Source organism: Mucilaginibacter sp. P25 (genome assembly GCF_050859465.1).
Lineage (GTDB): Bacteria > Bacteroidota > Bacteroidia > Sphingobacteriales > Sphingobacteriaceae > Mucilaginibacter > Mucilaginibacter gossypii.
The window spans coordinates 1,866,361-1,888,805 of record NZ_CP193937.1; the positions used below are offsets into that span (position 1 = coordinate 1,866,361).

At 43.1% G+C, this 22,445-nt stretch carries 18 protein-coding genes; 10 read left to right on the forward strand and 8 right to left on the reverse strand.

Annotated features, from left to right (window positions below; genetic code table 11):
* Positions 1 to 44 precede the first annotated feature (44 nt).
* Together ACRQ5D_RS09870 and ACRQ5D_RS09875 are read left to right on the forward strand one after the other, a co-directional pair.
* On the forward strand, positions 45 to 1,022 hold the full coding sequence (locus tag ACRQ5D_RS09870) for a hypothetical protein (RefSeq protein ID WP_431199489.1): 978 nt from the start codon (positions 45 to 47) through the stop codon (positions 1,020 to 1,022).
* Between the two features lie 270 nt (positions 1,023 to 1,292).
* Entirely contained in the window at positions 1,293 to 1,538 is a 246-nt protein-coding gene (locus ACRQ5D_RS09875) for a hypothetical protein (RefSeq protein ID WP_143020856.1), read from the forward strand.
* A gap of 135 nt (positions 1,539 to 1,673) precedes the next feature.
* Here the strand turns inward: ACRQ5D_RS09875 and ACRQ5D_RS09880 are convergent, their stop codons facing one another.
* Positions 1,674 to 2,972 carry an IS110 family transposase gene (locus ACRQ5D_RS09880; RefSeq protein WP_431199432.1) on the reverse strand — a complete coding sequence of 433 codons (1,299 nt, stop codon included), beginning with the start codon at positions 2,970 to 2,972 and terminating at the stop codon, positions 1,674 to 1,676.
* A gap of 521 nt (positions 2,973 to 3,493) precedes the next feature.
* Here ACRQ5D_RS09880 and ACRQ5D_RS09885 point away from each other — a divergent pair.
* From ACRQ5D_RS09885 to ACRQ5D_RS09900, 4 genes are all read left to right on the forward strand, one after another.
* Entirely contained in the window at positions 3,494 to 4,579 is a 1,086-nt protein-coding gene (locus ACRQ5D_RS09885) for a Gfo/Idh/MocA family protein (RefSeq protein ID WP_091175872.1), read from the forward strand.
* Between the two features lie 3 nt (positions 4,580 to 4,582).
* The gene (locus tag ACRQ5D_RS09890; RefSeq protein ID WP_091175874.1) at positions 4,583 to 5,311 is read left to right on the forward strand and encodes a glucosamine-6-phosphate deaminase; all 729 of its coding nucleotides are present in this window, start codon (positions 4,583 to 4,585) and stop codon (positions 5,309 to 5,311) included.
* Positions 5,312 to 5,430: 119 nt separating this feature from the next.
* The gene (locus ACRQ5D_RS09895) at positions 5,431 to 7,146 is read left to right on the forward strand and encodes a GMC oxidoreductase (RefSeq protein WP_091175877.1); all 1,716 of its coding nucleotides are present in this window, start codon (positions 5,431 to 5,433) and stop codon (positions 7,144 to 7,146) included.
* A gap of 25 nt (positions 7,147 to 7,171) precedes the next feature.
* Entirely contained in the window at positions 7,172 to 7,930 is a 759-nt protein-coding gene (locus ACRQ5D_RS09900; RefSeq protein WP_091175879.1) for a 3-keto-disaccharide hydrolase, read from the forward strand.
* 153 nt (positions 7,931 to 8,083) lie between these two features.
* On the opposite strand, the gene ACRQ5D_RS09905 is transcribed toward ACRQ5D_RS09900, so the two are convergent.
* From ACRQ5D_RS09905 to ACRQ5D_RS09920, 4 genes are all read right to left on the reverse strand, one after another.
* On the reverse strand, positions 8,084 to 9,787 hold the full coding sequence (locus ACRQ5D_RS09905; RefSeq protein ID WP_218134522.1) for a CocE/NonD family hydrolase: 1,704 nt from the start codon (positions 9,785 to 9,787) through the stop codon (positions 8,084 to 8,086).
* A 30-nt stretch (positions 9,788 to 9,817) separates the two neighbouring features.
* Entirely contained in the window at positions 9,818 to 10,516 is a 699-nt protein-coding gene (locus tag ACRQ5D_RS09910) for a LytR/AlgR family response regulator transcription factor (RefSeq protein WP_091175883.1), read from the reverse strand.
* Positions 10,513 to 11,571 (reverse strand): sensor histidine kinase, encoded by a 1,059-nt coding sequence (locus tag ACRQ5D_RS09915; protein ID WP_091175885.1) that lies wholly within the window; start codon positions 11,569 to 11,571, stop codon positions 10,513 to 10,515. Before ACRQ5D_RS09915 ends, ACRQ5D_RS09910 begins: the two co-directional genes overlap by 4 nt.
* 175 nt (positions 11,572 to 11,746) lie before the next feature.
* Positions 11,747 to 12,232, reverse strand: a complete 486-nt coding sequence (locus tag ACRQ5D_RS09920) for a hypothetical protein (RefSeq protein ID WP_091175887.1) — start codon at positions 12,230 to 12,232, stop codon at positions 11,747 to 11,749.
* Between the two features lie 81 nt (positions 12,233 to 12,313).
* On the opposite strand from ACRQ5D_RS09920, the gene ACRQ5D_RS09925 reads away from it, so the two are divergent.
* Positions 12,314 to 15,232, forward strand: coding sequence for a hypothetical protein (locus tag ACRQ5D_RS09925; protein ID WP_091175889.1), 2,919 nt, complete (start codon positions 12,314 to 12,316; stop codon positions 15,230 to 15,232).
* Positions 15,233 to 15,242: 10 nt separating this feature from the next.
* On the opposite strand, the gene ACRQ5D_RS09930 is transcribed toward ACRQ5D_RS09925, so the two are convergent.
* Together ACRQ5D_RS09930 and ACRQ5D_RS09935 are read right to left on the reverse strand one after the other, a co-directional pair.
* On the reverse strand, positions 15,243 to 15,884 hold the full coding sequence (locus ACRQ5D_RS09930; protein ID WP_431199494.1) for an MMPL family transporter: 642 nt from the start codon (positions 15,882 to 15,884) through the stop codon (positions 15,243 to 15,245).
* Entirely contained in the window at positions 15,881 to 17,581 is a 1,701-nt protein-coding gene (locus ACRQ5D_RS09935) for an efflux RND transporter permease subunit (RefSeq protein WP_431199495.1), read from the reverse strand. The genes ACRQ5D_RS09930 and ACRQ5D_RS09935 overlap by 4 nt, the downstream gene beginning before the upstream one ends.
* Positions 17,582 to 17,996: 415 nt before the next feature.
* On the opposite strand from ACRQ5D_RS09935, the gene ACRQ5D_RS09940 reads away from it, so the two are divergent.
* Complete coding sequence (locus tag ACRQ5D_RS09940; RefSeq protein WP_091175957.1) at positions 17,997 to 18,365, forward strand: diacylglycerol kinase family protein; 369 nt, start codon at positions 17,997 to 17,999, stop codon at positions 18,363 to 18,365.
* Positions 18,355 to 19,080 carry a DNA repair protein RecO gene (gene recO / locus ACRQ5D_RS09945; protein ID WP_091175895.1) on the forward strand — a complete coding sequence of 242 codons (726 nt, stop codon included), beginning with the start codon at positions 18,355 to 18,357 and terminating at the stop codon, positions 19,078 to 19,080. The genes ACRQ5D_RS09940 and recO overlap by 11 nt, the downstream gene beginning before the upstream one ends.
* 84 nt (positions 19,081 to 19,164) lie before the next feature.
* Here the strand turns inward: recO and ACRQ5D_RS09950 are convergent, their stop codons facing one another.
* Positions 19,165 to 19,722, reverse strand: a complete 558-nt coding sequence (locus ACRQ5D_RS09950) for a DUF2441 domain-containing protein (RefSeq protein WP_091175897.1) — start codon at positions 19,720 to 19,722, stop codon at positions 19,165 to 19,167.
* Between the two features lie 301 nt (positions 19,723 to 20,023).
* On the opposite strand from ACRQ5D_RS09950, the gene ACRQ5D_RS09955 reads away from it, so the two are divergent.
* On the forward strand, positions 20,024 to 22,408 hold the full coding sequence (locus ACRQ5D_RS09955; RefSeq protein WP_091175899.1) for a glycoside hydrolase family 3 C-terminal domain-containing protein: 2,385 nt from the start codon (positions 20,024 to 20,026) through the stop codon (positions 22,406 to 22,408).
* The last annotated feature ends 37 nt before the right edge of the window (positions 22,409 to 22,445 follow it).

A 22,445-nucleotide genomic window follows, 5' to 3' on the forward strand; every position in this document is an offset into this window, starting at 1 on the left:
ATACCAGCTACTTTCACCGCGACTTTTTTGGAAAGCCTAAGCCGGTGAATGATTCATTGCAGCGTAAAAAGGATGCACTTGCCGCTATTAGAAAAGCAAAACAGGATAGCATAGCCCGTGAACAGATGCAGCGTGACCCGGTTTTTAAACAATACCCGGTTAATTTGAAAGATACGGCACGCGTGCGGATGCTTATCGGCCATCATCATGTCAAGATCTTTAAATCTGATCTGCAGGCTAAATCCGATTCGGTATTTTATAGTAACAGCGACTCTACCATGCGCATGTATGTGAACCCTATTATCTGGTCACAGGGTTCGCAGCTAAGCGGCGATACCGTTTACATGCAAATGCGACATAAAAAGCTGGATAACATCGAGTTGTTCCCGTCGGCATTTATTGTGAATATTGAAAAGGATGATTCAACGCATTTTAACCAGGTATCGGGTAAAAAAATGCGGGGATATTTTAAAGATGATAAGCTTGATCAGATGTATACGTTTGGCAATGCCGAAACCATATATTTTCAGCGCGACAGCGGTAAGGTGTCGGGTATGCAACGATCGTTGAGCAGCAGGATCCGTACCGTTTTTAAAAAGAACCAGGCTACAGATATCTACTTTTTAACCAAACCCGAAAACAGGTACATCCCTATTGAAAAGGTTAAAGAAGATGATAAGATCCTGAAAGGCTTTTTGTGGAAACCTAAAGAGCGGCCGGCATCCAAAGAAGACATCATTAAAAAGCGCAGTAAAAAGGCAGCGACCACCAAATCGCCGGCAAAAAATGCTCCTGCTAAACCCGGAACTGCTAAGCCGGGTGCCAATCTCAAAACTGATAGCCTGAAGGGGCCTGGACTAAAAAACATGCAGGATAGTACCCTAAAAGTTGATACTGGGAAGAATAATGCGATAAAATTTAAAAAGGATACGATAATCAGAAATTTTGCACCAAAACTACCCGGAAATGGGCAGAAAAAGGACAGTATTGTTAACAAAACGCCATCTGTTAAGAAAAACTGACCCTAAATGAAAAAAAGTTATATTTTTTATCAAAAAAATTAGTCTACTAATTCTATAGTGCTTATATTTGACTAATTGTTATTATCGATCTAACCAATTAGTTCTTTATGATAAATAATGAGGTCAGTCAACTTAAATTTAAAAAAGAGACAGCCGGCGGGCTATCTCTTTTTTTCTGCCTCTTTTTAAAGCATGTTTAAACAGCTGTTTTATTTATCGATAAAGTAAACATCATCTATAGTGGCGTGTTATTTCAATAAACAAACCGCTATGATCGATCAAAAAGATACCACCCCGGCCGCAAAAGATGGAAAGTACGAATTCCTGATCAACTACTCAGAACGTGAGCTTACCTGCCGTGTTGAGAAAGAACAAAATAAGCTGCATGTTTTTATTGATAATAATATCAACGCCGAGCTGGAGTTACAGCCCGACGGCAGCCTTACCCAGGCCAGCGGCAATTCCCTGCCCGAATCAACCATTGAGTTTATCAAGAAACATATCATGGAGCAATAGGAAATCGCGTTCGGATTTGGAGTTAATATATTTTGCCTTTTGTCATCCTGAGGAACGAAGGATCTTCTTCGCCCTGCAAAGTGGCTTTTTATGCTGCAGAAGATTCCTCGCTATCGCTACCCATGACATAATAATTTAAGCAGGTACAAGTTCCCTATTTAATTCAAAGGCGAGTTTTTCTAATCGCCTTTGTTTCTGTTCCTTAATGATATTTTCATAGGCTTGCAGCCCTTTTTCCACAAAGTCGGCTCCTTTTACAATTAAACGCCAGTATTGAGCGGCCAGTTTTCTGGCCGTTGCTTTAATAGCTATTGCCGGACCTTTTCTGCCTCTTAATCTTCTTGCAAATGAACCCCAGCCGATATACTTGCTGTTCAATAATCCATGGGCCATTTGTTTGAATATTTGCCCAACGGCCGGTTTACCCTTACTTTTACTTTTGTTCTTTTTCCCTGAACGGTCCTGGCCGGGAGATAAACCAAGCCAGCTTGTGAAATGTTTTTCACTTGGCCATCGGCTAAGATCCGAACCCACCTCTGTGTATAACTGTAACCAGTTGTAATCTGTAATACCCGGAAGTTTAGTTGCATCCTTACCATCAAATATTTTTAACAGATGATCTCCCAGGTTGTTGATATGAGGTTTGTTGTGACGGATCGCCTTGCGTTTTCCTTCGCTTATTCCCGGCGGCAGGTTCTTATCCCTGTTGATCCGTTGTAAAACACTATCAATCTGGCTGTCGCATTCCATTATCTGGCCTTGATAAAAACCATAAGCCTTATAGGCCTGACCTAATGAAAAAAGCCCTTGCGCTGTATAATGACCTTGCAGGGCTTTCAATAGCTCTTCCCCTTTATTCTCCCTGATCTTTTTATGGCAAAGTGAAAACAACTTATCAGGATCTCGCTCGCCTTGCAGTATCGCATCGATTAACGCCATCCCGCTTACTCCATGGACCTGGCTTAATACCTCCGGCAAACGGATATTCATTTCTATCAGGGCCTTCTGCATGTGTTGCACATGCATGGCCGCACTCCGAAGATGATCTTCACGAAGGCGCTGATAACTACGCAATTCTTTGATATGACCTTCGGATACATAACAGCGGTTCAGCAAGCCATAACTATGCAATTGCTGTATCCACTGACAATCTTTTACATCTGTTTTCCTGCCTGGTAACTGGCGGGTCTGTCTTCCGTCAACAAGCCACACATCCAATCCCCCATCTAAAAGAATATCGTAAAGTACATACCAGTATACTCCTGTGGCTTCCATTGCCACTGTACTTACCTTATGCTCCAATAAATAGTTCTTAAGTGATACCAGATCACTGGTGAAAGTCTCAAACGAACGAACCGGCTGGCCTTCAAGACCCACAAATACCTTGCGGGCTCCAATATCTATACCTGCCGCATGAAAATGCATCTTTTCCATACTTATAACGCTTTTTAAACCGTGCCCGAAGGAGTTTAAAGAAAAGACAGGCTACCCATCGGACAAATCACCCACACAAGGGATCGTACCATACCTTCAGACTCTTGCTTCGGAACCATACTCAGCAACAGGCAATAAGCACTATAACTCGGTCGGCCACACTGCACGGTTCAGCAAATCTATGTCATTTCACCTTCAGAGGCCACGGATTTAAACACTCAGAATGACAGACTTTTTTAACATGTCGTGGGTAACTTGTTTCAGCACCCCCACAAGAAAGGTAGGCGCTTTGATTAGCACGCGGCTATGCAAATGAGGTGTTGAAACAAGTTCAACATGACAGCAATTTTATCCTCCATAGGATAAACGAAGTATATTATAAAATCATGCTAAGTTGCCTTTATACATCTTCTAAAAATTTTCAATTTCTAAATATTATTCATTAATCTTGAACGGTATTCTGAACCAGGTAAATCCTGTGCGCTGTTCCAATTATCGGCGCTTTATTATATATACGTTTTATGAACAAAACTAAAGTAGCCATACTGGGTGCCGGTTTTATTACCGATATCCACATGGAATCATACCATCGTTTTATCCCCGAAGCCGACGTGGTGGCCTGCTATGCCCGCAAGCCCGAAAAAGCCAAAGCCTTTGCCGAAAAATATCACATAACCCAATGGTTTGATGATATTGATAAACTGCTTGCCGAATCGGGCTGTGAGGTGGTAGACATCTGCCTGCCTAATTACCTGCATGCCGAAGCTACCATCAAAGCCGCGAAAGCAGGCAAACATGTTATCATCGAAAAGCCGCTGGCTGTAACCATTGAAGAAGCTGATGAAATGATAGCCGTATGCAAGGCCAACAATGTAAAACTAATGTATGCCGAAGAGCTTTGCTTCGCGCCAAAATATGAGCGGGCAAGGCATTTGGTAAAGGAAGGAGCTATTGGCGACATCTATATGCTAAAACAAGGCGAAAAACATTCGGGGCCGCATTCGGACTGGTTTTATGATATCAACTTTTCAGGAGGCGGTGTAATTATGGATATGGGTTGCCATGCATTGGGCTGGTTTAGGTGGATGCTGGACAATGCTAAACCTAAAAGTGTTTATGCCAGTATGAGCACGGTGCTACATAAAGGGCGTACCAAAGGCGAAGATAATTCGGTTATTATTATTGAGTTTGAAAACGGGGTAACCGCTGTTGCCGAAAACAGCTGGGCCAAACATGGCGGCATGGATGATCGTTGCGAAATTCACGGACTTGGCGGCGTTATTTACGCCGATTTGTTTATGGGCAATGCCGCAGTAACCTATAGCCGTGATGGATACGGCTACGCCATGGAAAAATCAGATACCACACAAGGCTGGAGCTTCACCATTTTTGAAGAAGCTTTTAACCAGGGTTATCCGCATGAGCTCAAACATTTTATTGATTGTGTACAGAACAACAAAACCCCGCTTGTAACCGGGGAAGACGGCAGAGCTGTGCTCGAACTTATCTACGCAGCTTATGCCTCGGCAGGTGCCGGCAAAAAAATTGAGCTGCCATTTTCGGCAAAGATTGATAAACCTGTAAATCTTTGGCTCGATAATAAATAACAAATGAAACTACATACATATCCTGATTATAATACCATGTCGAAAGCAGTGGCCGACCTGGTAGTTACCCTGATTAACCAAAAGCCCGATTCACTGATCTGTTTCCCTTCAGGCGATTCGCCAACCGGTATGTTCAGTTACCTGGTTCAGTATGCAAATAACGGACAGGTCGATTTTAGCCAAACCAACTTTGTGGGACTGGATGAATGGGTTGGCCTCGACCGTACTAATGATGGCAGCTGCACTTATTTCCTCGAAAAGCACTTTTTTACGCCGCTTAATATTTCGCCCGGAAAAGTAAAGTTCTTTAACGCTGTTGCTGATGACCTGGATGCCGAATGCCAGGCCATGAATAAACATATTGATAACCATGGCGGATTGGATATGATGGTGGTTGGAGTAGGGCTTAATGGTCATATCGGCCTTAATGAACCCGGCTCCGATTTTCATTCTTATGCGCATCATTCGCCTTTAGCAGCTATTACTGTAGAAGTTGCTCAAAAATACTTTACTACTGATACAGTTTTAACCGAGGGCATTACCCTTGGCTTACGGCATTTAGCCGAAGCTGCTGTACCGGTGCTGATAGCCAGCGGAAGTAAAAAAGCACCAATTATTGCTGAGGCATTGCAAGGCTGTGTTACCAACGATGTACCGGCATCAATATTTAAAACGCTGCAAAATGCGCAGATATTTATAGATGATGCCGCGGCCGCACAACTGGAAGCTTAAAGCTAAAGACTGAAAGCCGAAGGCAAAAATTTAAAGCTTTCAGCTTTCGGCCTTCTACTTTCAGCTTTATAAAACCTATTGACAATTAAACAGTTTATTAATCATAACCAATTGTAACTATGCCTCAAGAACCCCAAAATGCTAAAGATCAGTTAACCTATGATGCTATAGTGATAGGCTCGGGTATTAGCGGAGGATGGGCAGCGAAGGAGCTTTGCGAACAGGGTTTAAAAACCTTGGTGCTTGAACGGGGCAGGGATGTGCAACATATCAAGGATTATCCAACAGCAACTATGGATCCCTGGGAGTTCAAGCACCGCGGCGAAATGACGAAGGATTTTTTGAAAGAAAACCCACTGATCAGCAGGGCTGCCGGTTATGGTGAGGACGATGCCCACTTCTTCGTAAAAGATAAAGATCATCCTTACATACAGGAAAAACCGTTCGACTGGATCCGAGGTTACCAGGTTGGTGGTAAGTCGCTTACCTGGGGCAGGGCTTGCCAGCGATGGAGCAAGTTTGAGTTTGAAAACCCAGCCCGTTTTGGTTACGGCATTGAATGGCCTATTAGTTACGATGATGTAGCGCCATGGTACTCACATGTAGAAAAATTCATAGGCGTTTGCGGTAATAAAGACGGCATTGAAGCCATGCCCGATGGCGAGTTTTTGCCTCCTTTTGATATGAACGCAGTGCAGGAACATATCAGCAAAAAGATAAAAGAAAACTATCCCGACAGGCACCTGGTACATGCCCGCTGGGCGCATATTACTGAGCCGAAGCAGATCCACATAGATCAGGGGCGCGTTAAATGTATGGCACGGAACCTGTGTATGCGCGGCTGCCCCTTCGGTGGTTATTTTAGTTCGGTAAGTTCAACGCTGCCCTGGGCCAAAAAAACGGGTAACCTCACTATACGTCCCTTTTCGGTGGTGCATTCAATTATTTATGACGAAAAGCTTGGCAAAGCTACCGGGGTAAAAGTTATCGATACCAATACTAAAGCTGAGTTCGTGTATAAGGCCCGGATCATTTTTATGAATGCTTCGGCATTGAATACTAACCTCATCCTGCTCAATTCAAAATCAGAAAGGTTCCCGAACGGGCTTGGCAATGATAATGGCCTGCTGGGTAAATACATCGCTTTTCAAAATTACCGGGCATCGGTAACGGCAGATATGGATGGCTTTTTAAACCGCTATTACTTCGGCCGAAACCCAACCGAGCTAATCCTCGCCAATTATCGTAACCTGCACAAACAGGAAACCGATTATAAAGGTGGCTTCACTACGTTTATGGGCGCATATCGTAACCGGGGACCAAAAGAAACTGCCGAAGGCGAGGTAGGAGGAGCTTACAAAGATTCGCTTACAGAACCGGGCGGATGGAGTGCTTACATGTACCTACAGGGCGAAACCATACCCAAGGAAAGGAATCATGTGCGTTTAAGTAAAGAGCAGAAAGATCAATGGGGCATCCCGCTGCTGATCACCTCGGTTGAGTATGATGATAATGATGAGCGCATGATCCAGGACTTTTTAACCCAAACCGCCGATATGTTTGAGAAAGCCGGCTGTACCAATATTCAAAAGCACGAAAACAAACAGGCGCCGGGCCTCGATATCCATGAAATGGGAGGGGTGCGCATGGGGAAAGATCCAAAGACATCGCTGCTTAACCAATGGAACCAACTCCACTTGTGCAAAAACGTGTTTGTGACCGATGGCGCTTGTATGGCGACTACCGGAAACCAAAGTCCTTCAATTTTGTATATGGCTTTAACTGCCCGTGCTGCTACTTATGCGGTGGGCGAATTTAAAAAGGGAAATCTTTAAAACTTACTAATTAAACATAACACCAATGAACAAGGTATTTTTAATAGCGTTAACAGCCATCGTCATAAGCGGCTGCCATTCATCCACCCCAAAAAACTATAATAATGACAGCACCGTTGTTGCCAATACCAACAAAAAAACGGCGGTCACAACTACTGGATTTGAGCCATTATTTGATGGTAAAACTACCGACGGCTGGCATGCATACGGTAAACCGGCACCGGGTTTGTCCTGGAAAGCAGAAGATGGCGTACTGCATCTTGACGCATCGCAAAAAGGCGACTGGCAAAGCAAAAACGGCGGCGACATGGTTAGCAATGGTGAATATGAAAATTTTGACCTGAAGCTGGAGTGGAAAATTTCCAAAGGCGGTAACAGCGGGATCCTGTTTCATGTTAAGGAAGATACTACTAAATACAAATACAGCTACTTTACCGGCCCCGAATGCCAGGTTGTTGATAACAAGGAGAACGAAGACGGCAAACTCATCAAACACCGTGCAGGTGATCTGTATGACCTGATCTCGATATCAAAAGAAGTAGTTAAACCTGCCGGCGAGTGGAACCAGGTAGAGATTGTTTGCAACAACAGCAAGCTTGATTTTACCATTAACGGAGAGCATGTATTGTCAACCACCCTGTGGGACGATAACTGGAAAAAACTGGTAGCAGGCAGCAAATTCAAGGAATGGCCAGACTTCGGTACGTTTAAAACCGGCCACATCGTGCTGCAGGATCATGGTGCGGATGTGTGGTACAGGAATATTGAGATTAAGAAGTTATAAGGCTTGTTCATAACGAATCGTCATTGTTGTGAGGTAGAAAATTTGACGTGTGAAGACTTACGAAGTTTCAAAAACTTCGTAAGTCTGGATTCTACACCGTGACGATATATTTTATCTTCCTGTCCCTTGTTTCCTGGCGTCTTGCGTCTTTCCTCACCTGAGCACCGGAATATTAATATAACTATCATTAAACCATTTTATTTGCAGCGGCACTTTAGCATCACTGATAGTTTCATCGCTTACATTTTTGCCCGTTCCATAGTTGACCTGCTCAAAAGGGCTTTTGTTGATATTGAGCAGGATCACAATACGGCTGCTTCTGCTAAATTGCTTGCTGGTGATATAGCTGTTAGTAAAGGGAATGTTTTCCATTTGTCCCGGTTTTAATAAATGTCTTTCCTCCGGGTTGCCGGCATAACTCGCCCTCCCCATAAAGTAGGTGAGGTAAAAGTATTTCCCGTCGGGCATTTCTTCAAACATCACCACGTGGTAGTCCATATCTTTTTTATTGATGATGGTTTTTAAAACGCCCGAAAAAGCTCCGCTTATAGTTAAAGGCTTTTCGAGCGGATCACTTTTAAAAACAAGGCTGCTGCCGGTATTCAGCGTGTCGTAAATAAGCTGATTTAAAAAATAATAACTGCTGATACTATCCCGGTTGGCAAAATCTACACGTTGTGAGGTGAAGTGCTTCTTCAATGGCTTAACAGGGTTTAACCGGGAGTTATCCAGGTAAAATTTCAGGGTATCGTTACTCATTTGCTTTAATGAAGGCACATGTTTCCACTCGTTGCTGCCCATAACTTCAAAGTTGAATTTATCCTTCAGAAAAGCAGGTTTGGGTTTGTTTTTGAAGATATAATCAAACCATTGATAAATAATTTCGTGGATGTTGATCCGCGCTGCATCATCAATTTTGTAACCGTTGAAAACGGAATCAGGATGCCCCTGTGAGCCGAAATGTCCGTATGGCCCGATAATTACATAATGATTAGGATTGGCATTATATTTCAGATGTTCGCGATAGTAATACATGCCGCCAATTTGCCCGCCATCGTAATAGCCGGTGGTTGTTAACACGGGTATATTGATATCTGCAAAGTCTTTTTTATAAGGGATCATGTTCTGCCAGTATTGATCATAGGTTGGGTGTGCTACCCAATGCCTGAACATGTTGTTGGCCCCTCTGCCGGTTAGGCTGTCGAGCGTGTGATATGCTAACCCTGCATTATACCATTTCCAGTACAACTGGTTCCATTGCGGACTGTTGTAATCTTTTTCATCCAGGAATTTATTGTTGCTGGTGTAATAAGTCCACGAAAAAACGAAGCTCATTTGCACATTATTGGTCATGGGTACATCAAGCCCTGGTGCTACCGCGGCCGATGGTACAATGGTTTTAAGCGCCGGGTGAAGCTTTTTGGCAGCTGCCCATTGGGTAAAGCCGTTATAACTTCCACCGTACATGCCAACCCGGCCATCACTCCAGGATTGTTTACTGATCCAGTCAATCACATCGTATGCATCGCGGCCATCGGTTTCATAAGCCAGCGGCTCACCGGGACTGCTCCATTTGCCGCGGGTATAGGCAAATACACCAACATAACCTCTGTCTGCAGCTTCCTGAATTTTTAACGAATCTGTTCGTCGGGCATAAATGGTAAACTGGAAAATAGCTGGCAGCTTTTCGGTTACGCCTTTTTTGCGGGCCACCATCACGGTAACAAATACGCCGTCACGTGTTTTTAGCAATACGCTATCCTGAAGGTAAGATCCCGTAGCTTTTTTGCTTTGTGCCGATGCCATGCTGCCAAAAACAAAGCATAGCAATAGCAGGGAGAATAATTTTCTCATCATTTTTTATTGTTTATATATGTGTTGGTTGATTTACTTACTTGCTATCCATTGCCTGAATTTGCCAGACTGTCGTTCGGAAATCTCCAGTTGAGCACCGGTACTAAGCGTTATTTTTAAACGGCCATCCACCGTTGTTATGGTTTGGATGTATTGCCTATTAACAATTTGCGCACGATTGATCCTGAAAAAGATATTGCTGGTCAATTTATCCTCCAACTGGTTAAGAGAGCTTTTCAGGAACACCGTTTTATCGCCCAAAAAGATCCTTGCATAATTATCCATCGATTCAATAAGGTGTACAGAGCTCCACTGAATGAAATGATATTGCTGACGGTCTTTCACAAAGATCTGTCCGGCAGGGTCTGTTTTACCCAGGCGCTGCCTTGACTGCGCTATGGCTTTCTCAAATCTTTCTTCGCGGATAGGTTTTACAAGGTAATCAAGCGCACTTACTTCGAAAGCTTTAACCGCATATTGGTCATAAGCCGTTGTAAATATCACCGGTGGTACCTGATCTAACGATTCAAGCAAATCAAAGCCTGATTTTTCGGGCATCTGAATGTCTAAGAAAAGGAGGTCGGGGGTTTCCTCGCCTATCATTTTCAGGGCATCGTCGGCATTGGTGGCTTCTCCCATGATTTCAAAATCAGGGTAACCGGCAAGCAGACGCGTTATTTCATTTCTGGCAGCACGTTCATCATCAACAATCAAGGCCCTTATCTTTGTCATAAAACAGGAATTTTAATGGTTGCTGTTACTATATCATTTGTTTCGCTGAGGGTAAAATGGGCAAAGTCTTTGTATTGTAATTCTAAGCGTTCGGTTAGGTTTTTAAGGCCAAGCCCGCTGCTATCGTCCGTCGGATTTAACCGGCCGGGATTACTTACGGATATTATCAAATTGTCATGATCATTAATAAGTTGTACCCGAATGAGCCCACCTTGTTTTTGCTGACTGATGCCATGCTTTATAGCATTTTCAACAAGCGTTTGAATACACAAGCGGGGAATAAGTATACTATGATACTCATCGCCCGCTTCAATGTGATACTGCAACCGCTCTTCAAGCCGGAGTTCTTCCAGTTCGAGATAATCTTTAACAAGTTCCAGCTCTTCTTTTATGGAGATCATTTGTTTGTCGCCGCTGTAAAGGGAGTTCCGCAGTAGGTCGGCCAGCAGGTCGATTGCCCGCCTTGCCGATTTGGGATCATCAATAACTAAAGCTTTGATATTATTTAAAGAGTTGAACAAAAAATGAGGGTTAAGTTGTGCCGAAAGATTGCTAAGCTGTGCATCGCGGGTAGTAACCGCCAGCCGGGCATTTTCTTGGGCTATATTGATTTCGCGTTTTGCGTAGTGGTATAGATGATAAGCCAGTAGCCAGATCGACATCAATCGTACCCCGGCCACAAAAATGCTATCGCGATAGAAATCAAAAAAATCGCCGAACGGTTCCGAAAACCCCGGTTTAAACCAAACCCTGAAAAGGTAAACCTTCGAAGCAGTTACAAACAGGTAAACCAACCCCAATATAAAAACAGCGAGTACCAATCGTGGTAATAATTTGTTTAATCCCAGGTTTTGCCAGCCCAATTTTAAGGCAAGGCAACGATATAAGTGAGTAATGAGGATATAAAGAGCAACATCGGTAGTAAATTGAAGAATGCTTAACCACCAGTTAAAGCCTGGCTGATTGTAGCCCGTATACCCCCAGTAAAGCGCCGCAACCGACCAGCCAATGAGCTGACATTTCCAATAAAGCGATATAGTTACCTGTTGTTTCAATTACTTGTTGCCGAATTGTTTTACCAAAGCAACAAAAACTATTATACAGTTAAAAGATAAAGTACATGAGTGCAGGTATTTAGGGGATGAATGAAGAAAAGATGCAAGGCTTTTAGATGCAAGAGCCAAGAGTGTTATAGCTTATACTCATAGTGATTTATAGACTTTAACGGCGTTACTTCTTAGATGCTTTAAGTTTCTTCTCTCTCTTATTATCGGATACCATTTTTACAATGGTTTTGCCATGGATTAGCTGTTTGGCATCTTTAACTTTTGCCAGTGAATTTTGCCAGGCTTCGTCAACCAGTTTTTTTACTTCCTGTTGTGGAAATGCTTCAATATCATTCACCAGCAAATAGCGGTACTGCTTGCCTTCGCCGATAAGTATTTTTTGCGGATCGGAAAGTTCGGAGCCCCAGTAAAAGCCGAAATGAGTATTGTAATTAACGCCACGGTATATGGCAAACGAGCAAAAGATATGGCTCATTTTTTCGGTAGGAGACCAGCCCACGGCCAAAGCATTATAATTATCATAAATAAGCTCATTGGCCTGCGGGTACAAATCCCATACAAAATCGCGCAGCCATAAGGCTCGTTCCCGCACTTCGGAAGGAAAAGTCCTCATAAAGAAAAGCAGATCGGTAACCTCATCTTTCGGCATATTATAAATGTACAATCTTTTATTTATTGGTAATAATAATTAACTTTATATCACCCAATTATAAACCTAAATATATCCAAATTGAAAATTCTCGGCTCCGCCAAACCGGTATTTATTTATTTGATAAAAGTAATGCGGAGTTTTATCGCCTGCCTCATATTTTTAGCCTGCTTTTTGTTTTTAGGAGTTGAGGGCTATGCCCAAGAAAAAGACCCTGCTTCGCAGTTGCGTGAAATGAAATCGGCACAGGATAGCCTTACCCTCCAAAACCCTGCCGAAAAGATCTATGTTCAACTGGATAAAAGCATTTATACCCCTGGCGATACCCTGTGGTTTAAGGCTTATCTGTTTAACGCGCCTACACTTAACCTGTCGGCCAAAAGCGGTATCATGTATGTGAGCATTGTTACCGATAGCAATGTAATGGTAAAAAAGCAGCGATTGCCTGTTGAGAAAGGGCTTAGCTGGGGCAACATCAGCCTGAAAGATATACCTGCCGGCACTTACACGCTCATTGCCTATACCCAATGGCTTCAAAACTTTAGCCAGGATTGTTTTTTTCGTAAACAATTTACCGTTGCCGATGACACAGGCTGCAATTGGCTGGCTAATTATACCTGCTCAAGTGTGATGGCTGATAACAAGGAGCAGGCACATGTTAAGCTACTGCTGAGTGATATCTATAAAGCCAACGTAGCGGGTAAGCCTGTTCAATTATCGGTATTGAAAGGCCGGAGACAACTATATCGGCAAGCAATTCAAACAGATGAAAAAGGGCTTATAGATATTACTTTTAAGCTACCGGCCAAACCGGGAGATATTCGCATTGTTGCCGGAGATGGTGCAGGTAACCATGTAAATATCCCACTAAACTTTAATCGCCCCCAAGATGCCGATGTTCAGTTTATGCCAGAAGGGGGCGAGCTGATAGCAGGTTTACCGGCACATGTTGGTTTTAAAGCGATAGGTTTGGACGGTAAGGGCATCAATGTTTCAGGCGCAGTTCTGGATCATGAAAAACAGGTTGTTGCTAATTTTGAATCGGAGCATTTAGGCATGGGGAGTTTTAACCTGCCCGTTGTTAATACCGGCGAAAATTATACTGCTAAAGTAACCCTACCGGGTGGCGCAATACGTGAGTTTACCTTGCCCGATGTTAAAAAGGAAGGGATCGGTCTGAATGTGATCAATCCCCCCAATGAAGATTCTGTAAAAGTCCTGCTTTCCGCAACTGATAAAATTGCCCGGTCGGGTGAAAGCTATTTCCTGATTGGTAAAGCCCGCGAAATTATTTGTTATGGTGCAATGGTTGATTTTAAAAACGGGACATCCATTAGCCAAAAAATCAACAAAAAGCTTTTCCCTTCCGGCATCACTCATTTTTTGCTGCTTGATAAAAACAACAAGCCGTTAAATGAGCGGTTGATTTTCATTAACCGGCATGACAACCTGCATTTAAACATTAACGCAGATAAAATGGCTTATAACCTGCGCGATAGTATAGCATTACACATTAGCGCACAGGATGCCCTGGGTAATCCACTCAGGGGCAATTTTTCGATGGCGGTTACCGATGACGCGCAAGTACATCAGGATAGCCTGAGCAACGAGAATATTGTTACCCGCATGCTGCTTACATCCGAATTGAAAGGCTTTGTGGAGCAACCCAACTATTATCTCATCGCCAACAATTCGCAAGCCAAAGAGGCACTTGATAACCTGTTGCTTACACAGGGCTGGGTAAGTTACAACTGGCCCGATGGTAAGGATAACCCTGGTTACGCTGCCGAAACTGAGACAGCAGTTAAGGGCCGTGTAATTAACGTTTTTAACAAACCTGTTAAACAAACTAAAGTGCAGCTGTTTTCAAAATCGCCCGTAGTTGTAACTGATACGCTTACTGATAAGGATGGCAGGTTCGCGTTTCGTAATCTCCCACTTGCAGATACCCCAGCTTATTTTATTAAAACCGCTAAAAATTTTAATGTTGGCATTGTAATGGATGATGCGCCGCCACCAGTGCTGCTGGCATCTGCCGGCCCCACACCAATGCCCTGGTATGTAAGCAATGACACTACTTTGTTCAACAGTTTAAAAAATAACCGGATACGGCAAAACCTGGCCGACAACCTGCCTGCTGACACGAAAGCGTTAAAAGAGGTAAAAATTACAGCAAAGAAAATAGTTAAAGGCTCACAAAATTTGAATGGTGCGGGCAATGCTGATTTGGCCTTTGACGAGGGCGACATGGTGAAAGCGGGTAAAAAGAGCCTGCTGAATTTTTTAGAGCAACATGTTCCAAACCTGAAATGGGGGACTTTAACCAAACAATATAATTTAAGGTTTGCTTTGCAGGATAAGTCAAAGGATGAAATTAGCGCGATATTTCAATTTGTTCCTATACCTCCTACACCTACCATTCCGTGGTATTTGATAGATAACAAACCCATGATGTTGATAGTTGACGGGATTTCCTTTGGAAGCGTAATCAAGGTAATGTCACTTAACGAGCCAAATGGAAATGATATTAAGAGCTATCTTGAATCAAATACTGCTGAAGATGTTAAGGGGATTGAGGTTAATAGTTCGAGCAAGTATAGCTGGGAGTATTTCTGGAGATATATTCTTGAGGATTGGAAGCATTCTTTAAATCCAGCTCAGATAGCTTTTGTTGAGATTACCACACGCAGCGGTAAAGGGCCCGCGATAGGGCATACCCCCGGGGCTTATTTATATAAACCATTAGCATTAAGTGTTCCCTCCCGCTTTTATCGCCCGCGTTATCTACCTGATAATACCAATAAACATACTCCGGATTTGCGTTCAACCATACATTGGGAGCCCAATGTAACAACAGGCGCCGATGGCAAAGCAACCATATCATTTTATACCGCTGATAAGCCATCAACTTACACCTATATTTTAGAAGGTACTAATATGGATGGCAGTGTTGGCTATACTTATGGTAAAATTAAGGTAACAGGCAATACCAATCCATGAAAGCTCTGGCTTAAGCTTCATCAATATCCGGCCCCTTGATCTTGTTACGATCAACGCCACCTTCAAGTGATAACAAAAACGCAGGAAGCAACGTAAGGTTGCTGATCATAGCCACCAGCAGGGTTATAGATAATAATACGCCAAGGGCAACGGTGCCACCAAAATTTGATATCGCGAAAATACCGAACCCAAAAAACAGCACCGTAGCAATGAAGATCATGCTGACCCCGGTTTCGCGAATGGTATCTGAGACTATTTGCGAGATGCTCTTTTTGCTGTGGCGTAATTCATGACGGTAACGGGTAATGAAGTAAATGGTCTGGTCGGACGAGATACCCATGGCAATACTGAAAATCAATATAGTTGACGGTTTAAGCGGGATGCCAAAAAAGCCCATAATACCTGCCGTAATAATAAGAGGAATAAGGTTTGGCACCAGTGATATGGCAATCATTCTTATACCCCGGAAAAGGATCCACATTACGCCCGCGATAAGTACAATAGCCCAGGCCAGGCTTTCATATAGGTTTTTCAACAGGTAGTTGGTGCCCTTTATAAATATGATACTCGACCCAGTCAGCTCAACATGAAACTTCTTCGGGTTAAAGATCGAATCGATGCGTGGTTGCAATTCGGCCAGTACGGTATTCATTTTTTTGAACCGGCATCAACCATTTCAAAGGTAACACGGGTAACGCGGTGAGTACTGTCCAGATAGGTTTTTAGCAAACCGCTTGTACCTTTGCCTGAGTTGCCGGCATAGTTAAGGATAAAATTTTGTTCCAATCCATCGGGCAGGCGGTAATATTCAGGACTGCCGCCGTAAAATGCCTGTGTGCTGAATTTCAACACCTGGATCAATGATACCGAGCGACTAAATTCAGGGTAGGAGGAAATCAGTTTTTCCAGTTTCTCTACCTTGCGGATAGTAGCTAAATTCATTACCCCGTTTTTGCGTTTAGTATCGATACTAACCTCTAAAGGAAGCACCCCGTTAAAATTCGATTCGAAAAATTTAAGATCGTGCAAGGTATTATTGCTTTGGGGCAGGTCGTCAACCACATATCCATTGATATTAATCCTGACCATACCAACAATGGCGATGATAACCAATAGGGCGGTGGTTAAATAAATAGTTTTACGTTTGGTATGCACCAGCTTATCTAAAGTGGCCAACAGGCCGTCCATCAGCTTGCTGTCTTTAATCCCCGTTTGGCTTGCCCTGGGTGCAGGCAGAAAGCTGAAGATAATAGGCACTAAAATAAGGCTTAAGGCAAAAGTTCCCATGATACCAATTGAGGCTATTAAACCAAATTGGGTAAGCAATTCGCTATTGGTAAAGCATAACACACCAAAGCCAATAGCCGTAGTTACGTTGGCTATAAAGGTGGTGATACCTGCTCGCTCAACGGCAACCTCCAAAGCAGCCATTTTATTGCCGCTGATGCCGTATTCGTGAAAATACTTATTGAGGATAAATACACAGTTGGGGATCCCGATAACCACAATAAGCGGCGGGATGATACCGGTTAAAAGTGTCATCTCATAATGCATCATTTGCAATACGCCGAGGCTGAATATTACACCCAATATCACGATCAGCACCGGGAAAATAACCGGGAATACCGAACGGAAAAACAGTAACAGGATCAGCGCGGTAATAACTACCGAAAGGCTCAGGAACAACGAAAACTCATGGGCTACCAAATCGCCTACTACGGTGCGGATAAGCGGTAAACCCGAATAGTGTACTTTGATATTATGCTTGTTTTCAAATGCCTGCCCAAGCTGATTTATCTTTTTAATAATGGGCACGCGGAATGGCGTATTAATGATCTTATCATCAAAAGTGATGGCCATCAGGGTGCTCTGGCCATCGTTACTTACAATCAGCCCCTTATAAAATGGCATGGAAGCAAGTTGTTGTTTTACACTATCAACAGCCGCGGCGGTTTGCAGCAGACCGGAAACCAAAGGCTTCAATACAAATTTATGCTGCAGGGTGTCCTTTTGCAGGTTGTAGATATTAGCCGCCGAGATCACAGCTTTGATCCCTTTTATTTTCTTTAACTGTTCGCCAATCTGGTACCAGTCGTTAAAAACATCTTTATCAAAAATATTGGGCGATTTAATGCCAATAACCATTGATGAAGCGTCCTGCCCGAAGGTTTTCTTAAACTCGGCGTAGCGGATAAACGCCGAATCAGTAACCGGAAGCACTTTGCCGCCATTGAAGGTGATTTTTACCTTCGACGCTTCATAGCCCATAAAGGCACTCAGCGCTAAAACGCAAATAAAAATTATCAGCCTGTTTTTAAGAATTGCAGAAGCTATATGTTTCCAGAACATTATTAACAATATATAAGAGAGAGGCGCAAAACTACAAAAAATGCGTTATCTGCCTATTAATGATAGTGATAATGTGACAATGAGTTAACGGGTAACGGGTTATATGCCATTAGTTGATTTATTTGCTGCGTTTAGTGTTCAACTTTTTTAGGGCTGAACACTTGTTGTTGTTTTATAAAATATTGACCTTGATAATCAGCGAGTTATGTTTTGTTGGATTGGCTGTTTTTAGATATTTGAACAACTTTGTGTTGATAATCAGGGGTTTGTGTTTTGGTAAAAGAAAAAGTTGAACACCGGTTTTTTTAAAAGTTGAACACTTGTATTATGCCCTTTGCTATTGGTGCTATTACCTATGGCAGGAGCGCTGTAAATGCGCTATCGGCTTTTGCACCTAAACTTTGTATTTTTGAGCATGAAAAGGTTGATACGCAGTTTTGGTTTTGCGTTTAAGGGTTTGGGGTATGCTGCTAAAACCCAGCCTAATTTCAGGTTTCATTTGGTGGCCGGAACGATTGCAGTAATCCTGGGCTTACTTTTTCAGATCTCAACTGCCGAGTGGCTTTGGCTTACGGCCTGCATTGCAGTAGTGCTTATTACCGAATTACTCAATACTTCGCTCGAAACACTGACCGACCTGGTTTCGCCTACTTATAACGAAAAAGCGGGGCATGTAAAAGATATAGCTGCCGGCGCTGTTGTTGTGGCTGCATTGTTCGCGCTGATAACCGGGATAGTTATTTTTTTACCGAAGATCATTTTATTGATAAGGCATGCTGCATAAAACCCGGGGTATCATATTCAGGGCTACCGATTACGGTGAAAGCAGTGTGATCGTACAGATCTTTACCGAGAAATTTGGGCTGCAATCGTATATCATCAACGGAGCTAAAAAGCCCAAGGCAAAAATAAGTCGAAACATGCTGCAACCCCTGCATTTGCTCGACCTGGTGGTTTATCACAAAAATACAGGCAGCGTGCAGCGCATTTCCGAATTAAAGAATGCGCCGGTACTGCTCAGTATCCCTTACGATGTGATTAAGAGCTGTATAGCCATATTTTTGAACGAAGTGTTGTACAAAGCGATAAAACAGCAATCGCCGGATGAGAACCTGTTCGACTTTATTTTCAGCGCTATTGAATGGCTCGATCATCAAACAGAAAGTGTTGCCAACTTTCACCTGGTATTTTTAACCCGCCTAACCCGTTACCTCGGTTTTTACCCCGACCGCTATATGGCCGGTAATGCCGATTACTTCGATATCAAAAACGGGCAATTCACCCGTTTTAAACCCGATAGTGTTTCATACCTGTCGCCCCCGTATACCGATAATTTTCGATTAGTGCTGCAAACCGGTTTTGAAGACATGCACCTGCTTAAACTAAACAATGATGAACGCCGCTACCTGGTAAATAAACTGCTTGAATATTACGCCATGCATATTGAAGGCTTCGGCAATATCAAATCGGCCGATGTGCTGGAAGAGGTGTTGGCGTAGGATTATTGTTCTATTTATTGAATGGTATCGATGTTCTTTTACTTTGACAAATCGCATTTACTGAATTTCTTGCCTGAATGAGAATCAAGCTACTCTTTGCCCAATGGTTACGGGCAACTCTACACAATATTCCCAAAAAGGATTTAGACTTTCTTTACCTTCCCAATACTGATGGGCTAAATAGGGGCTTGTTATGTTTTGAGTTCCAAAGAAAAGCCAGTTCATATCCAGTTTTCTAAAAAAGTTGGTTTCGAGTTCAAATATTGGGCTGTCTTCACTCTTAAATTGCGTTCTCAACTTCAGCGCGTCTTGTATGGAGCCGCAAGCAAACAATGATTGAAACCTTGACGTAAACGAGCTGAAATAGGCCTGTCGAACGTGTTCAACATTAGCTTCTGTGATAATATGAATATGGTGTGTGAAATTTGGATAGGTTCCAAAGGTATGACGTTGATTAAGATAATACCATCCATGATTAGACATTCCTTCAGGGTAAAGTCTTTGAATATGTTTTTTCAATGATTCTTCATCTAAAAGATTTTCTACTCCCCATAATTTGATATTATGCGGGTCTTCTTTTGTTAGTGAGATTGTTAAACCCTCGTTTAGCGTTTGCGCTCGATCAACAGTAAAAAGTTTCATAAACAAATCAATTCGGTCAATTTCAAAGGTAAATAATGGTGTTATGAATTAAAAGCCATATTCATTATCTATCATGATTTGATTGTATACGCTTAATGCAATAATGTCATATTTCTTTGCTTTTATTTTCAACTTCATCGTCTCAACTCCTCCTTTCCATCCGTATTCTTCATCTATTCATCGATAAAACTTGCTATTGTAAAACTTAATTTTTACTATTGTGTAATAATGACACAAAGAGTATATTTTTCTTGCTGTTATTATCGCCAATTAGCCCCTTTAACCTATTTAATTTTAAAAAATGAGAACGAGCTACAAACTACACGTTGCTTTAGCATGCGTTTTATTTGCCGGTGGTATTCACCAGGCAGTACAAGCCCAAAGCAAAAGCCCTGCCCCACAATTAAGCGCAACAAACGTAAAGCAGATTGTTGCTGCCATGACACTCGAAGAAAAATCGAAGCTTGTTGTGGGAATGGGTTTTAAAATGCCGGGTGTACCGCCGCCGGTAAAGGGTAAAAAGCCCGAAGCTATTGATATAGGTGGTTTTAAATTGCCACCCTCTGATCCGGATGCTTACAATATCCCCGAAAAAGTTCCCGGGGCTGCCGGTCGCACGCATGCTATTCCACGTTTAGGTATCCCGTCTATCACGGTATCTGATGGTCCGGCAGGGTTGAGGATCGAGCCTATCCGCAATGGCGATAAATCAAAAACGTATTATGCTACGGCGTTCCCGGTTGCCACCTTGCTGGCCTCAACCTGGGATACACAATTGGTAAATAAAGTAGGCGTTGCCTTTGGTAACGAAGTGCGCGAATACGGTGTGGATATTTTGCTGGCGCCGGGCCTCAACATTCACCGCAACCCGCTCGGCGGCCGAAATTTTGAGTACTATTCTGAAGATCCTTTAGTTGCCGGCAGTATGACCGCTGCCGTTGTTAACGGTATCGAATCAAACGGGGTAGGTACTTCTATTAAACATTATGCGGCTAACAACCAGGAAACCAACCGTAACTCCATCAACACCATAGTAAGCGAACGTGCTATGCGTGAGTTGTACCTGCGCGGTTTTGAGATTGCGGTAAAAAAAGCGCAGCCATGGACGGTGATGTCGTCATATAACAAACTGAACGGCACTTTTACATCCGAAAGGCGCGACCTGCTCACTACAATCCTTAAAAAGGAGTGGGGCTTTAAAGGTTTTGTCATGACCGATTGGTTTGGCGGTAAAGATGCCGTAGCGCAGATGAAAGCAGGCAACGACCTGCTGATGCCGGGTAACCCAACCCAATCTGATGACATAGTGGCTGCTGTAAAAAGCGGGAAGCTTAGCGCTCAGCAACTTGATGCCAACGTTGAGCGCATCCTGAATGTGATAGTTCAATCGCCTACGTTTAAAAAATATAAATATTCTGATGCCCCTGATCTGGCCGGTCATGCTGCTGTAGCCCGTGAGGCAGCCGCGCAGGGTATGGTGCTTTTGAAAAATGATGATCACGCATTGCCATTTGGTACAGGTAAAAGGATTGCTGTTTTCGGCAATACCTCATATGATATTATTGCAGGCGGTACCGGCAGTGGCGATGTAAACAAAGCATATACTATTTCATTGATGCAAGGTTTGGCCAATGCCAATTTTAAGCTGCAGGAAACGCTTTCCAATAATTATAAGGCCTACCTGGCTGATATGAAGGCCAAACAACCGAAACCTAAAAACTTTTTTGACCACCCCGCACCTATCCCCGAAATGGATGTAAACGCAATTGTGGGCGAGGAAGCTAACGGTGCTGATGAAGCGCTGATTACGATAGGCCGTAACGCAGGTGAAGGTGCTGACCGAAAATTGGAAAGCGATTATTATCTAAACGATGCCGAAAAAGGATTGATCAATGGTGTTGCCAGCGCGTTTCATGCTAAAGGTAAAAAGGTAATTGTTGTACTTAACGTAGGTGGTGTTGTTGATGTTACCGCCTGGCGCGATAAGGTTGACGGGATTTTATTAGCTTGGCAGCCAGGCCTGGAAGCCGGTAACGCCATTGCCGATGTGTTAAGCGGTAAAGTAAACCCATCGGGCAAACTGGCAACTACTTTCCCTGCCGACTATAAAGATGTGCCATCGGCTAATAACTTCCCCGGTACGCCCGAAGGTAAACCAACACAGGTTATCTATGAGGAAGGTATTTACGTGGGATACCGTTATTACGATGCCGCTAAAGTTACCCCGGCCTATGAGTTTGGCTACGGATTGTCATACACCAACTTTAAATTCAGCGATCTGAAATTAAGTTCGAAGGTTTTCAAAAACATGATCACTGCCTCGGTTACTGTTAAAAATACCGGCGATGTAGCAGGTAAAGAGGTGGTTCAGCTATATCTCGCGGCTCCTAAAAAGGACCTGGATAAACCGGAAGATGAACTGAAGGCTTTTGGTAAAACCAAACTGCTGGCACCGGGCCAATCTCAAACCTTAACGTTTACTATCAAAGCGGCCGACCTGGCTTCGTTTTATACCGACAGGCAGGCCTGGATAGCTGATGAAGGAGACTATAAAGTGAAAATAGGTTCATCATCGCGCAAAATAGAGGAAACGGCATCTTTCAGCCTCGCCAAAGATATCACTGTTGAAAAAGTAAACAAGGCGCTGCTGCCCGAACAAACCATAAACGAACTAAAACTAAAGTAAAACCAACCCCGGCCTCTGCAATATTTTTTGCAGGGGC

Bases quoted from the DNA above. Each gene is read 5' to 3' on its own strand.
- ACRQ5D_RS09875 (WP_143020856.1), top strand. From the start codon at position 1,293: ATGATCGATCAAAAAGATACCACCCCGGCCGCAAAAGATGGAAAGTAC.
- ACRQ5D_RS09950 (WP_091175897.1), bottom strand. From the start codon at position 19,722: ATGAAACTTTTTACTGTTGATCGAGCGCAAACGCTAAACGAGGGTTTA.
- ACRQ5D_RS09890 (WP_091175874.1), top strand. From the start codon at position 4,583: ATGAAACTACATACATATCCTGATTATAATACCATGTCGAAAGCAGTG.
- ACRQ5D_RS09920 (WP_091175887.1), bottom strand. From the start codon at position 12,232: ATGCCGAAAGATGAGGTTACCGATCTGCTTTTCTTTATGAGGACTTTT.
- ACRQ5D_RS09895 (WP_091175877.1), top strand. From the start codon at position 5,431: ATGCCTCAAGAACCCCAAAATGCTAAAGATCAGTTAACCTATGATGCT.
- ACRQ5D_RS09905 (WP_218134522.1), bottom strand. From the start codon at position 9,787: ATGATGAGAAAATTATTCTCCCTGCTATTGCTATGCTTTGTTTTTGGC.
- recO (WP_091175895.1), top strand. From the start codon at position 18,355: ATGCTGCATAAAACCCGGGGTATCATATTCAGGGCTACCGATTACGGT.
- ACRQ5D_RS09955 (WP_091175899.1), top strand. From the start codon at position 20,024: ATGAGAACGAGCTACAAACTACACGTTGCTTTAGCATGCGTTTTATTT.
- ACRQ5D_RS09935 (WP_431199495.1), bottom strand. From the start codon at position 17,581: ATGTTCTGGAAACATATAGCTTCTGCAATTCTTAAAAACAGGCTGATA.
- ACRQ5D_RS09885 (WP_091175872.1), top strand. From the start codon at position 3,494: ATGAACAAAACTAAAGTAGCCATACTGGGTGCCGGTTTTATTACCGAT.
- ACRQ5D_RS09940 (WP_091175957.1), top strand. From the start codon at position 17,997: ATGAAAAGGTTGATACGCAGTTTTGGTTTTGCGTTTAAGGGTTTGGGG.
- ACRQ5D_RS09910 (WP_091175883.1), bottom strand. From the start codon at position 10,516: ATGACAAAGATAAGGGCCTTGATTGTTGATGATGAACGTGCTGCCAGA.
- ACRQ5D_RS09880 (WP_431199432.1), bottom strand. From the start codon at position 2,972: ATGGAAAAGATGCATTTTCATGCGGCAGGTATAGATATTGGAGCCCGC.
- ACRQ5D_RS09900 (WP_091175879.1), top strand. From the start codon at position 7,172: ATGAACAAGGTATTTTTAATAGCGTTAACAGCCATCGTCATAAGCGGC.
- ACRQ5D_RS09930 (WP_431199494.1), bottom strand. From the start codon at position 15,884: ATGAATACCGTACTGGCCGAATTGCAACCACGCATCGATTCGATCTTT.